Origin of the sequence: Paenibacillus sp. Soil750, assembly GCF_001428045.1 — a bacterium.
GTDB lineage: Bacteria > Bacillota > Bacilli > Paenibacillales > NBRC-103111 > Paenibacillus_E > Paenibacillus_E allorhizoplanae.
The window spans coordinates 35,258-49,670 of record NZ_LMSD01000025.1; the positions used below are offsets into that span (position 1 = coordinate 35,258).

7 protein-coding genes and 3 pseudogenes are annotated in these 14,413 nt (G+C 44.9%); 1 reads left to right on the forward strand and 9 read right to left on the reverse strand.

The features are described from left to right. Nucleotides 1-439: 439 nt before the first annotated feature. The 4 genes and pseudogenes from ASL11_RS23210 to ASL11_RS23235 form a co-directional block, all read right to left on the reverse strand. Nucleotides 440-998, reverse strand: a pseudogene (locus tag ASL11_RS23210) (GNAT family N-acetyltransferase). 881 nt (nucleotides 999-1,879) lie between these two features. Next, nucleotides 1,880-2,167 carry a hypothetical protein gene (locus ASL11_RS23220; protein ID WP_056620345.1) on the reverse strand — a complete coding sequence of 96 codons (288 nt, stop codon included), beginning with the start codon at nucleotides 2,165-2,167 and terminating at the stop codon, nucleotides 1,880-1,882. Between the two features lie 400 nt (nucleotides 2,168-2,567). Further along, on the reverse strand, nucleotides 2,568-2,966 hold the full coding sequence (locus tag ASL11_RS23230) for a hypothetical protein (protein ID WP_056620347.1): 399 nt from the start codon (nucleotides 2,964-2,966) through the stop codon (nucleotides 2,568-2,570). 870 nt (nucleotides 2,967-3,836) lie between these two features. Beyond that, complete coding sequence (locus ASL11_RS23235) at nucleotides 3,837-4,781, reverse strand: alpha/beta fold hydrolase (RefSeq protein WP_056620348.1); 945 nt, start codon at nucleotides 4,779-4,781, stop codon at nucleotides 3,837-3,839. Nucleotides 4,782-4,881: 100 nt separating this feature from the next. Between ASL11_RS23235 and ASL11_RS23240 the strand changes: the two genes are divergently transcribed. Next, nucleotides 4,882-5,793, forward strand: coding sequence for a helix-turn-helix transcriptional regulator (locus ASL11_RS23240; protein WP_056620349.1), 912 nt, complete (start codon nucleotides 4,882-4,884; stop codon nucleotides 5,791-5,793). Nucleotides 5,794-6,156: 363 nt separating this feature from the next. On the opposite strand, the pseudogene ASL11_RS36650 reads toward ASL11_RS23240, so the two are convergent. From ASL11_RS36650 to ASL11_RS23260, 5 genes and pseudogenes are all read right to left on the reverse strand, one after another. Beyond that, nucleotides 6,157-6,252 (reverse strand): annotated as a pseudogene (locus ASL11_RS36650) (macrolide ABC transporter ATP-binding protein); the annotation flags it as partial. Then, nucleotides 6,212-6,630 (reverse strand): annotated as a pseudogene (locus ASL11_RS23245) (sigma-70 family RNA polymerase sigma factor); the annotation flags it as partial. The pseudogenes ASL11_RS23245 and ASL11_RS36650, both read right to left, overlap by 41 nt. A gap of 160 nt (nucleotides 6,631-6,790) precedes the next feature. Then, nucleotides 6,791-7,963, reverse strand: a complete 1,173-nt coding sequence (locus tag ASL11_RS23250) for an oligogalacturonate lyase family protein (protein WP_056620350.1) — start codon at nucleotides 7,961-7,963, stop codon at nucleotides 6,791-6,793. Nucleotides 7,964-7,982: 19 nt separating this feature from the next. Then, nucleotides 7,983-10,193: a glycoside hydrolase family 88/105 protein gene (locus ASL11_RS23255; RefSeq protein WP_056620351.1), complete on the reverse strand. Its 2,211-nt coding sequence runs from the start codon at nucleotides 10,191-10,193 to the stop codon at nucleotides 7,983-7,985. 139 nt (nucleotides 10,194-10,332) lie between these two features. Next, nucleotides 10,333-14,364, reverse strand: coding sequence for a LamG-like jellyroll fold domain-containing protein (locus ASL11_RS23260; RefSeq protein ID WP_056620352.1), 4,032 nt, complete (start codon nucleotides 14,362-14,364; stop codon nucleotides 10,333-10,335). Nucleotides 14,365-14,413 lie beyond the last annotated feature (49 nt).

Genomic DNA, 14,413 nt, shown 5'->3' on the forward strand with positions numbered 1-14,413 from the left:
TCAGTCCTCTCCCATTCATCTCAAACAGGATTTCTAAATCCAACTCCTCAAGAAGGTTTAGAAACAAAGAAAAAGCCCGTTCCATCTAGGTACGGACCAATGACACGAGATGACGTTCTATTGTTCAAACAAGGCAGCCGCAAGATGTCGCAGCTGCCCGCGGCAAACTGCTCCTTTTTTTCGTTCAACTAAAGTTCTCCGTTAGCGTAATCCTATGATCGCATAATAACACGGCAAACAGATTAAGATAGGAGCAGTAAGTTTCTTTTTTAATTGATCGACTAAATTTGGATGGGGGGTGCCATCAAAAAGTATCAGTTCTGAATCTTGCTTTTTGTCACCACAAGACTGACATTGTGCCAAATTCCCTAACTCCTTTCAAAATACCGTTTCTATCATTGAGCTATCGTTCTCCCGTTAGCTCAACGATGAAAGATCACTACACCTTGATTTCCCACTCACTTTTACTAAGTTTGTAATAATTATATCTTTCGGTATCAATCTCGATAATACTTTGAAAATTTAAACCGCATTTTTGTATTACCCTCGACGTTCGTATTCTCAAATAAATACTTGATTATCCCTTGTGCAGCTTGCGTGGTATAACCCTTGCCTCTATGATCCTTTGATATTGCATACATGATCTCTCTGTTTGGAGGCGGTAATTCGTCTTTTATTCCCGTACAGCACCAACCRATAAACTCACCCGACTYTTTCGATATTATTCCCAAACGAAGACCGAGTTCACCAATGTCTCCGCCTTCCGATACAGCATTTAGAAACTGTTTGTTCCCTTTAATTTCGTAGTTTATAAACCAATCTTCCCGTTGTTCTTTAGATACGTTCCAACCTGGCAAGTATTCATGTATTTCAGGTTGCCAGGTTAGAGAATGAAACCTGTCTAGATCATCAATTATGAATTCTCTTAAAATAATATCCTTACATTCAATCGTAAAAATGTTTTCTTCCAAAGTGGAATGAGTATTTGTCCTTTTCATATATCTCCCTTTTACATATCTAACAAATGTTTTATTACATATAATAACAAACTGTTCGAGATCATAACTGGTAAAAATTAATTATTGCTAAACTCTCCTGCCCAATACTTCAAAGTTACATAAATGGCTTTCCGCCACGCTCTACTGCCCNACAAACTGTTCGAGATCATAACTGGTAAAAATTAATTATTGCTAAACTCTCCTGCCCAATACTTCAAAGTTACATAAATGGCTTTCCGCCACGCTCTACTGCCCGTTAACGTAATGGAGGCTGCCGATCATGCCGGCAGCCTCCCATTGGTGTGTTTTATTGAACAAACGTTCTCCGTTAGTTTAACGCGGGGGAGGTTCTACTACTTCCCCGAAGCAATAGCAGTAATAATCCGAATAACTTGGTATATCATAAATGATGCGAATACAAGGACAGAAATAGTAGCAAATATTCTCTGAGGATTTTTATACCACTGTGGAAAATGGTCGAGCCTTTTGGGAACTTGGAAACCAGAAACAATATCGACATGTTTGATTACATCATTAAATGGAGCCCTATCTTCAAGGGAACTCGTTTCGGTTTTATTATCAGTAAGATGAAGCGTCTCGTCATTAAATGGATTATAGGAAGTATTTTTCATTTTAGACTTCAAGGGAACTCGTTTCGGTTTTATTATCAGTAAGATGAAGCGTCTCGTCATTAAATGGATTATAGGAAGTATTTTTCATTTTAGACCTCCTCAAATTTCACTATCCATATTATAACATTTTTTATAAGTGACAGGAAGGAACTAATAAACTATCCTGCCCGTTAGCACAACGCGGCTGCCGATCCATGTCGGCAGCCGCGTCTTTTTTATTTATTAAGCTATAGTTTTCCATTAGTTGAATCATTTAGAAACAATAATTTCGTCGAACCGAGTAGCTAACTCAATAAACTTTTCACCCCAACCACTATCAATGGATATTTCTTGGAATGAACCAGTTGGAGCGAATAAGATTTTTAGTTCAGATATTACTTTATTATCTCCAAGTTCTATCCGCCTTTTGAGCATATCCAATGTATTTAGTACTTCCTTAACGGAATCGAATTGTGACCATATGACATTAGTATTTGGCGAATCAATTAAAGTCCTCACTTCAGCTAACAAACCTAATAAATCATTGATATTTCGCAATTTGAACCACTCCGATAATAGATTAGTTTGTTATTTGAATATTTCTATAGGTAATAGACTGTTCTGCCCTTTACTTTAACGAGGCTGCCTATTCATGCCGGCAGCCTCGTTAGTTATAATACCAAAAATAGCGATAAGGGAAATAGGCATGATAGATTGTATCTCTTTTTTCCAATTACTTAACTTAACCAAGTATATTCTTCCAAAAAGATAGTAAATAAAGATATTAAATAATCCAAGTTCAATTGGTAATTTAAAGGAAGTTAAAAGTACTATTATGATTGTTAGCACAGAAATAACCAAATGAAATAAAAGCGATCTAAAAAAATTTATCAACAATAAACAATCATCCCCCAATTCTGTAAACTTACGTTCATCGTTAGCGTAACGCTGCTTGCTCTTATTTTTCCTCTTCTTGAATCTCTTTAAGAATGTCCGTAATTAGGACTGCCTTTAACTCTACAAGATCATTTCTCAACCAAGCCATACATTCCTCTGAAAGGCTATTGCGTTCGCCATTTAGAAAGTGATTTATCCATGCAAACACCTGTTTTGACTCACTTATACCCATGTAAAACATTGGACGAACGACTATTTTCAAAAGCGCCCGCTCGAGATGCTGACGAGCAAGAATAACTTCAGAGACGACTTCTAAAAATCCGTCCGCTGCAGCTTCACAGTTATAGCTTGGGATCCAATTACCAATCATTTCTACGATCCGGTTGTCTTCGAGATCACATGATCCATCTTTAATGCTATTAAGCAGTGTGTTAATCTGTTCCCAAGAAGTTCTTTGCATATCTATAAGTCACCTCAATACATATTTTAACATGTCCTTGACAGTTACTTGAATAAACAAAAAAAGAGCTGCCGCGATGAAAGCTCCTTCACTATCGTTCTCCGTTAGCTTAATCAAACCTGAAGTCTATATCAGCTTGGATTTTAGTTACCGAAGCAAATCGTTTCAGGTCTTCAATACCTGTTAAGAGGTATTCTTGATCATATATAAACCCACCACTCAAGGTAGTCCTTACGAATTCATTCTCCATAAACTTTGAGGCTGATATTGAATAAGAAAGAAATATATCGCCCTTACGATTTATTCGTTCAAGTGACAAAGTAAAATCATCTGGAGACATCGCACTAATACTGCATTTTGCTGATAAATTGTCTTGTTCCAGACGGGTAATAAATTGAATCAATTCGTCTATAGAAAACCAGACATCTATGTTCCAGCCTGTGAATTTGTTATCAAGCACTTCAATGGAACAGGATAAGCTAGGTAATCTATTATGTATGTACTGTTCTATTGAGAAAGTTATATATGAATCCCTATCATCGGAGCAAATCCTAAAGTCATAATCCGTCTTTGGACTGAAAATAAAAACTCCCCCTTTTCCAGATCTATAATATTTCGGCTTACTATTTCACTATCCTGCCCGTTCGTATTAGCTGAACAGGCTGCCGAATTGCCGGCAGCCTGTTGTCGTTGTACTATCGTTACCCTTTAGTTTATTGACTAGTGATACGGTTCAGCTTAACGAGTCTATCGGCGAAAAATGCAAAAGGAGCTGTCACTGCAGCTCCTTCGTTGTTTTTCAGAGGATTATCTCATTCCACCCCTCCGGTCAAGCCGGAGGGCAGGCTCAACCTTGAAACGCTCTTAGGACTAGGTGGCATCCTGCTGTTCCAGCCATTTCAAAATCGCTTGGTTTGTTTCTTCCGGCTTTTCTTGCTGAATCCAATGACCGCTATCCAGATTGACCACTTCCACATTGGGCACGAACTTTGTCAGGTTTTCAGACCTCTGGATCAAATCCCGGTCGCCGTAGATCATGAGGGTCGGCTGTTGGATGATTGGGTTCACCTCCGCCAATAAGCGCCAGTTGCGGTCAAGGTTCCTGTACCAATTTATGCTGCCCGTGAACCCTGATGTTTCAAAGGCGGAGACGAAAACGGCCAGCTCGCTGTCGCTCATCAAAGGCTCACCCAGTGGTGTTTCTGCTCTGGCGAGATTGATCCACACCATACCTGGCTGAGGCGCTGTGGGGGGCTCGTTCTTCCTGTACAGGTTGCGAAGGAACTGGAATGTATGGTCTTCTAATACGGCGTCCGCGACGCCTGGCTGTCGATTGAAGTGGACGAAATAGAAGTCGCCGCCAAGTATTTCTTCCATGAACTCGATCCAGGGTTTTTCTCCGCGCTCTTGGTAAGGCAAGCTCAGATTTATCACTTTGTTTACACGGTTTGGATGCAATAAGGTCAGTCCCCAAACGACCATTGCACCCCAATCATGACCGACAAAGGTGGCATCTTCGTATCCGTAGTGATCGAGAAGTGCGATGAGATCACCCGACAAGTGTTCAATGTCATAGTCTGTTACTTCGGTCGGACGGGATGAGTTGCCGTAACCTCGCTGGTTTGGGACGATGACATGGTAGCCCGCTGCGGCAAGGGCGGCCATCTGATGGCGCCAAGAAAAGGCATGCTCTGGCCAGCCGTGACAGAGGACAATGGGTTTTCCGGCATTTTGTCGGCCTGCTTCAAAGACTTCGAGTTCCACACCGTTAACTGAAATAAGGGTGGGCTTGGGAAAATCGGTTGGATTAAACATTGAATCAAAACCTCCTTCTTGTGATACATGTAGTATAATGGACAAAAGGTGACATCTTAGTGTCACCGTTCTGAAATCATGTAGAAAAAAGAGGGCAATTATGGACAAAGTGGAGAGACTTATTTCGATTATCATGATATTGCTGAAAAAAGAGGTTGTTTCTACAAAGGAATTCTCACAACTATTCAATGTTTCCAAAAGAACGATCCTTCGCGATATGGAAACATTGAGCTTATCGAACATCCCGATCTACTCTGTCAATGGGGTCAAAGGCGGCTACGGCATAATAGATGAATACAAGGTTGATAAACGCCTTTTAAGCAGCTCCGATTTACAGAATATTTTAACTGCGCTCGGCGGATTGGAACAAATCCTCCTTACTGAAGAAGTTGAAAGAACGATAAAAAAAATAGAGGCAATGGTTAGTCCATTGTCTCTGAATCGTTCCATTCAACTGTCGTTTTATGATTGGGAAGGTCGGTCCGAGATTCTTGAAACCTTAAAGACATGTCACGAATCCATTTTAAAGAAAAGGCTGGTTTCGTTTGATTATACAGATAAAGACGGGGCTGTAACGAATAGAATGGTCGAGCCCTATGAGTTGCATTTTAGCGAATCGAGTTGGTACTTGAAAGGATTCTGTTTACATCGACAGGGATCTCGAACATTCAAGTTATCTCGGATCGATCATATTACTATGGATGAACGCGCGTTTCATCCTAGAGACGATTGGTCAGAGCAAGGACACGAAGCAAGTTATCTACCGCGACTCGTCACGATTAAGGCATGGATATCGCCTAGCATAAAAGATCAAATCATCGAAAGGTATGGTCGAAGAAGTATTGAAGACCATAGTTCTGGATTTTTATTAGCAACCATTTATGTCCCTCAAAATCGTAGGGGATTTCAATTATTAGCAAGCTTCGGCACTCATCTAAAAGTTGTAGAGCCCAAAACCTATGTTGAAGACTTTCGAAATTATTTATATCAAATGATGGAGAACTATTCCTGATAAAGGTCTCGTCTCGGCATATATGACCGATTCCACATGAGTTGGGTCTTTACGCGCTTCTTCATAGATTTACCATCGAAGCTTCAACCTTCAACTCAACTTTTCGCCGTCACTTATGGTAAGGTTCAGTGCGAATAATCTTAAATTATCCTGCCCGTTAGCTTAATGCCCACCGGAAGTCTATATCTTTATTTGCCGGTCTCCTCATTAACTAATAACGAACCTCAAATACTAAAAAAGTGATGTTCACAAAAGTGAACACCACTTATATATCCCATGGAGTCCCTATCTTCACCATCTTATTCTAAACACTCTCTAACAACCGCCCATCCCGAAACCTCACAACCCGCTTCGCCTGCTGCATTCCACATTCTCATATGCACTTAATCGGGGTAGTAAATTAAAGTTTTGAAACACGAATCCAATTTTCCGATTCCGTATCTCGGCCAGCTGCCAATCCTCCGACTACGACTTCTTTCTCACGATCGTCCAATATCTCTAGATTCCGATAAATTTTCGACTTCTCGATCTTGAGCTGCACCGCATCCACCACATCGTCCGCCTCGCTACCGAGGATGTCAATAAGTGTAATTTCATTCCCCTCTTTATCCGTTCCAATGGGATCATGCAAAGACACATCTTTCCTTGTTTTTTCAAGGATCGCAGATGCATAAGGATCTCATTCTCAATGCAACGTGCTGCAAAAGTCGCTAGCTTCGTGCCCTTATTCGGCGAGAAAGACTCGATAGCTTTGATCAAACCAATAGTGCCGATGGAGATCAAATCTTCCAAATCTTCCGCTGTATTGCCGAATTTTTTGAGGTTGTGAACACGAAGCAACGTAAATTTCCTGGATATTTATTATAGAATAATAACTTAATCACGACTTCAAAAAATCCCGTCAATCTAACTGGAGCACATCATTTTTTTTATTCTATGCAATCTCATTGCTGTTCAAAATAATAAATCGTTTTTCATAATACCGGTTGTCTTTGGCTTACCTTTCTATCCGCTTATCACTCTTCAACGTTTTATCCCAATCTGCTCTTGCCATGTATACATTGGATTTGCCGCCTCTGTCGGAGGAGAACAGGATATGCTGGTCATCTCGGGTAAAGATGGGATGCGGATGTGACATCTGGCTGCCCCAGGAAGTGCCATGAGTACAAAGAAGGCCGACTTCTATCGAATCCCCTTTGTATTTCAACAAGGACATGTAGTTTCCACTATCCTTCATCACTTCACGAATGTGCGCACGATCACCGACACCTATCGTTTCCTGGTAGTTCATCTGTACATGGGAAGGTCGAGTGAAAGGGTAATAATATCTTCTCTCGTTCGAACCATCTGTGTTTATGAAAATATCGCCATGCAACAAAAATTCATCTCCCACCCGTTCCCTAGATGAATACTGAGCACCCACTCTTCCGCTGGCGGTAAAAAATTCATGTCCGATCCGTTCCAACCCTATCTTCTGATCCACTAACGGATACACCTTGTCATGGTCTATGCGCGCTGTCCACATTCTCTGAACCTGAAGCCAGGGACCTTCATGGCAAAACAAAATCATATTCGAATCGACCGGGCTTATATTTACATGAGAGATATATTCTCCTTCTCCCCATACCACATAGGGAACTTTCCGATCGATATCAAAGCGAATCACTACGCTCCTTGGTCTGCGGAAATGTTTTTCCCTGTGCGTTGAATAGGTGCCTCCACTATCCGTACAAAGCTCCATATGCTCTACATACGAAAAAGCGAGATATTTTCCAGTATTGTCGACAGATAGATCGCTGGGCTGAAAACCACGTGGAATTTCCATGAGTTCCTCGGTCTCCAGATCATCAAGTCGAACGCACATCAGCATGCGATCTGCAAAATAATAAACAATATGATGCCAGGCATCGAGTACGGAACTGAAAGGATTAATCCCCTCCCGATCGGTGATTTGTACCATTTGTCCGTCCTTAAACCTCAGTGTGTATAATTGCATCAAACCGGAACGATTAGACGCCAGAAGAATGTAATTATTTTCAGAATCAATCAATGTTTTGGTGAAATAGGGATGATATGTATCCCCAGAATTGTCGGTGAGCTGTATCACCTCTACACCCGTCAACTCATCTTGCTTTTTGGTTATCGTCGAGTAATAGACATCGCCTTTCATATTTTCCACTCCTCTTCATTTATTCCGCAGCAGGTAAGGTTGATAACATTCGGTTCATATTGTCGGCTTCGATGCCGGCAAGCAAGACAATGCCAATGCCATGTGGATCATTCGTAACCGCTTTAAGGTCATATTTGTAATAATCAGGGGAATAGGAATATTTCGATCCGCAGCACACACCATGCACCGATCCATTGCCTTCAAAGGCATGGTTGATCAATCCGCTCCACGCTTTGCGTACAGCCTCTGCATACAGCTTGATCTCATCCAGCCAGCCGAATCGAACCCCTCTGGCAAAGGCATAAACAAACATGGATGTACAGGATGTTTCCTCGAACGATCCCTCATCTGTTAACACTTGATGCCACAGGCCTTCCTTGCCTTGACGAGCAAGTAATCCTTCAGAGAGCTCTCTGAAGAAAGCGAGCAAATCCCCTCTGTCCTTATAGTCCTCTGGCATTGTCTCTAGGAGCTCCGATAGAGAAAAAATAACCCAACCGTTCCCGCGTCCCCAAGGTATCCCATTAGCCATATTGAATTTGAAGTCATAGACATGCGACATCAGTTTGATATTGGAGAGATACAAGTATTTCTTATAAAGCTTGAACTGTCTCGCAGCATCATCCAGCCATTTACGTTCACCTGTCAGTTTGTAGTATCGGATCAGAAATGGGGTGCTCATGTACAAGTCATCCGCCCATAACGTATTTTCCATGTAATAACCTTTGGATTCACGATAAAATGCACCGTCACCCTGCCGTTCCTGTGTGTTTGCCATATACTCGGCAATCCGATGTGCCAGCCTGACAAAATCGTCATCCTGTACCTCTTGATTTGCTTCCAGCATGGCACTGCCGATCGAACCACAATCGTCCAGCATCTTCATATCAACCAGTTTCGTATTCATCGCCGGATACCCATATTGCTCACGGTCCCACATCGCGTAGTCGTACATCGTCGTACACGTTTTCAAGTGTTGTAATATGTATCTTACGACATCCGTTCGAGCGAGCTTTCTTCCGGTCTGGAGAAGACCGTACAGTGTCACACCAATCGGATAATTCCATCTTGCATAACGGGCATTGTGCAGGTAAGGTCTGATCCACACGCCAGGCCTATCTATTCGCCAGTACGTATAATGGCCAATACCTGCTGCATCATCCCCTTCAAACAAACGGTACATTGTTTGCAGCTGTTCCGGGACGATATCTTCCGTGCGCTCCATCGGTCCTAAGTAAAACCAACATTCATTTGTACCTTTTACGGGGTGTGGCTGACGAAATGAATACCCTTCATTTCCAGCAGATGCTTCCAGTGAAAAGCCCCAATCTTCTTTCCCGCAAGCAGACTCAACTAACCAATTGTGGAAGCCATATGCGAGATTAACCTCCAACTCAAAAGGCCCTTCTGTCTCGGACATTGCGACGAGTTCACTGTTAACCCAGATGCGCAGCTGGCCTGCTGACCATCCCTTCACAGTGTACCGATTTCGGCCTGGGAGGACGGAGTTCCCTTTCGCCCAAGCATAAGCCACCTTATTCGGCTGGATGCCGAAAATTCTTGCGCAGTTCATTAGCGACTGTTGATCAGCCGTCCGCACTTGAGAAGGAAGCCACCTGACAGAGGAGTCCGATTCGGATCCGTTCACATCCGGGAAGTTGGTTTCATCGAATCGTTCATCATCTAGCGGCTCCGAATACAGCCAACCGCCGCAGTCATATCGATCTTGGAATGGGTTCATAAAATCTAAAGGCGTCGAATGGCTGCGGTTTGAACCGAATATGCAGCCAAAACCGGAAGCTACTTTTTGGAAAATAAGCAGAAAAGCATTCCAGCCCTGCTGCAGCTTTACTTCAACAATTTTGCGTGTCTCTACATTTACCTCTTCCGCTACGCTCGATTTATAAAGCAGCTTGCCATTGAGCAGCAGCTTAGTCGGACCATAACAATTGAGGGCTGTTTCAACCGACCTGATGTTGTCACTCCACAGCATGCCAAGTGCGAAGGCATATTGACCATAAGCCGCTTCGGGATGTTTGTCATGCAGTTTAAAATCAAATCTACCATCCTGCAGCTGTGGAATTGAAAGTCTGTCATAGCATCGGAATACGAACGGATGAGGCGGATTATTTGCGATATATGCGCCAGCTATCGTTTCAAGGATAGTATCCGTTTCCTGCTCTGCCAGTCTATATGCCATGCTAGCTTCTAATTCAAAATAACGTTTCATTCATTCCCCTCCTTCCGCCTTACATGGAGGTTCCTTGCTTGGAACCTTTAGCGCCAGTGTCGATGCGTTGCACGACATCTTGACGACTGGCGTGGCTGGTTCCAAAGCTAGAAACCATTATGAATTGCGGTGTTGTCCCCTAGTTACCTGCAAGCGCAGCAACATCCGTACTCGTCAATGCATTGTTAAAAGCATACACTTCGTCAATTTTGCCGTTAAAGGCATTCGAAAAATCCGGCCTTCTTCCTATAAACACATGTTGATTGTTGTTATATTGGGTAGACGGTATTGAACTCAGATTGGAGCTGCTTAACACGCCGTTGACGTAGATCCTTAACGCAGTTCCCGGCTCGAATATGCCCGCCAGATGAACCCATTCGCCAACCGGCAGCGTCCCTGCCGTCACCACACTTATGGAAGAAGTTGCACCGGTTGCGATCTGAAAGACACCTTTGCCTCCGGAATTCATATACAGACTCCAAGATCTGGAATTGGAGCCGTTCTCCTTCGAGATGATTCTGCCCTCACTCGCGTAACTGTCGATATAGACCCAGGCGGCCAGAGACATGGCGCCCGTAAATTGCAGTTCAGTGGGAGTTCCCAAATCGACTTCATCGTTCGTACCATCGAAATCCAGGCTGTTTCCAATCTTGCCTGCTGTCCATACGGGGCCATTAATCAAGGTTCCATTCAAAAGATGGCCTGAGGAATCCGATGCGACGGTTCCCGATGTCTCGTCAAGCTTCCAGTACCCCACAGGGGATACTGAGCCAGAGCCAGACGATACTGTAAACTGAAGCGTATACGTATTGCTCGTCGTGCCATCGGAAGACGTCACAGTTACGACTGCGTTACCAGGCAGATTCGCTGCTAAGTCATACGTAATCGTAGAAGGCGAAGCTGAGCTGGCATCCAGCGATGCCGCCGACACTGTCGGTACGCCGGAGCCTGCCGGCAGTGCGACAGTGTAGCTGTACGTACCCGGATTGAACCCCGTAACTGACTGCCCATTCACCTGCAGGTCACCGAGCATCGCCGGCACGCGCACTCTGTACTCTGCTTGGTTGACCCCATTAACTGAGCTATTTGCCGTAATTGTTGCTGTACCAGCATACATGCCAGTGACGTTAACAGACGATACGTCGGTCACCGACGATGAGGTAAGCGCAGCCGCCGAACTGCTCGATATCCAATTCGCATTCAGATTTGCAGTGTTCGGATATGGCTTCGTAGCATTAAGTTGGATCGTTTGCCCTAGCGGCACCGTAACGGCTGTATTCTCTGCTTTGATGGTAATCGGTACCGAATAGCCATTGGCCAACCTCACAAACAGCGTCGAGTATTCGACAGCCCGGTTAAATGAAGCTTTCGTGCGGTCCACGTTAACCGTAAACGTTACGGAAGTGTTGCTTCCGAAGGTTCCCGTGGATGGCGTAACCGAATACCAATCTTCTTCTGCATTACGTCGAATCGTATAACTGCCGGATCCGCTAAGTGTGCCTGTCGAGATTGTAAACGTAGCTGAGTTGCTTGTTTCTGGGATGCTGACCAAATACTTATCTGATTGGAACGGGATCGGCCGTTTCGGGAACAAGCTGCTCGCCCCTTGCTCGAAAGCCCCGATATCAGGAGACGCACCAGCATACGCATCCGCAAAGTTATTCACGATTGTTCCTTTATCCACAACGTTAACTTCCCTTGCCGTGTTGATGCTAGAAGCCGTCGGTGTAAAGACACCTGCATCCGGATTCGTCATCTTGCCAATTTTGAACAGGCCATGAGCTTCAGCTCCGGGATTGGCATAAATATCCCCGGATCCATCCCCATCCGTGCTGCGTCCCAAGGCATCATAATCGAAATTCGTGCCGGGGTTCACGGACGGATTATTATCCTCAATGTTGTAAAAATTAGACGAGCCCTTGGTGAGATCCCTCATCACCACAATGAGATTATTCCGGGTACCGCCATACCAGTTCTTCGGCGTACTGCTGCCTGTAATCGCTTTGGGAACGGCATAAATCGTATTGTTGAAAAACCACGTCTCACCTTTGTACACGGTGCTGCTGTTGCCACCCAATTTGACGACCGACCCCGTACCTGTTCTTCGATAATCATTCAGATTATGAAACACATTATTGAACGCGTAGCTCGGTCCAACCATGTTCGGAGCAAAGCTAGTGCCGGAATAGCTCATCTCGAACCGATTGTCGAACACCCGAATATTCGATTGTCCTCCGTCAAATTCGACACTATCATCATTGGCATATCCGAAGAAATTACCGTAGATATCTGCATCCTTATAAAAGCCACCGCTCTCCGCATTATTATAATAGCCGCTGATCACGTCATTGTAGCGGTGGTACTCATCCGTTCCACTGAAATCGTTATATCTGACTACCATACCGCCTGCGCTTCGGAGATACATCGCCTCAGGTCCTTGAGGATGAGAATTGCTAAACACTTGCCCATCCGAGGTGACACCGCCCCACGGATTGGCATAGCCTCTCGGCTCATGCACATAGCTGCGTTCTACAACGATGTTCTTTGCGTCCTCGATCCGGAAGCCGGCATCACCTTCCAACATATCTCCTTGCGCATCAATCGGTGTGCCGTAACCTACATCACTTTTACCGATATGAGCCAACTGTGCAGCCGTATGCACGGTATCAACTGCCGTGCGCCCCCAGCCGGAAATATCCGCGTTCGTAATCCGGACGTCGTGATCCGTGCTGTCCAGGTAGATCCCATTCTTGCTGCCACCTTTAACAATAAAACCATCCAGAATCGTATACGCCGTATTCGTAACTGTAACAGCATTCTGAGTCAGCGTACCGGCATCGATGGTGAGCCCTGTATCGTTAACAATTTTGATCCAACCGCTATTCGTTCCGGTCAGCCCGTTAATGACCAACCCGCCGCTCGAATACAAACTGGATACCGAAATCGTCTGCGCGATCACGGGGTTGGAGGTCCAGGTTTGAACCGTTCCCGTTTCAGATTTTATCAGTGTGCTTCCGTAGTACACATCCGACTTGACATCGTAGGACGTATTCTCATCCAACCTCACAATACTGCCTGAGAAAATCTCCTTGCCTGGAATATAAATGGGATCCAGTGCATTTTTCCATACCGTGTCCGTTGTCTTCTTATAATATAGGTGACGGATCAGATCATCTCGCCCGCCTGCAATATAAGCACTGATGGAATTAAAAGATGGCGTCAGCGTCAACCCGTAAACCGGCGTAGGCATTCCGGCCGTCACCGTCACTTGAGCCGAAGCGGTGTACACCGCAGGGGTTGTGCTCGGCGGCGTAGTTGTCGTAGACGTGGCTGAGATCGTCGCCGTTCCGGTATTCACTGCGGTGACAAGCCCTGTGTTGGCATCGACCGTAGCGACAGAGGAATTGCTGCTGCTCCAGACGACGGCCTGCGGTGCGCCGGATGGCGCTACCGTGGCGGTCAGTGTTTCCGTACCCGCCTTCTCAATCGACGTCGACGTCTTATTCAAAGTGACGCCTGTCACGGAGCTCGGTGCCGTACCACCGGTTTGCACGAGGCTGATATCATCGACATAAGCGGTCATGCTGCCGCTGACGGCACTGCTGGAGAACACGTAGATCCGCATATATTTCGCGTTTGCGGGCACAGTGAAGTTATTTTGATACAATGTGTATCCAGATGTCGTCGTCCCCGTAACCGATCCGACGACGACATCCGAACCGACGGTTGTGGACCCGGTCGTGGAGAAGTTATCCGGCACTGCCTTGTCATAAAACCGGACGACCATTCCCGTCGATGAGGCCGAGTTCGTACAAGCCGTTACATTCATATAAAAGGAAATGTTGTAGGTCTGACCGGGAATGACCGACACGAATTGCTGCGCCGGCGTCTTTTGGCTGCCCGAACCTGCCGATACCTTCAAGGCATTGTTGCCGGAATGGGCATAAGTCGAACCCGCCGGACTGCCGTTTGTAGCCTTTGACCCCGTCGAATCGATTTTCCAATTGTTAAAGATGAGAATGCCTGAACCTGTTGCACTTTCAAACCCGTCGTTCAGCAAATTTCCATTCCCATAGGCTGCGGCAGGCTTCGCCATGCCTAACGGGAGATAACCCAATACCAAGCAAAACATGATGAGCTTGCATAATCGACTTTTCAACACGTTACTCATTCAGTAGTTCCTCCTTTATGATGGATCCTAACAAACTAGTACGTTTTGC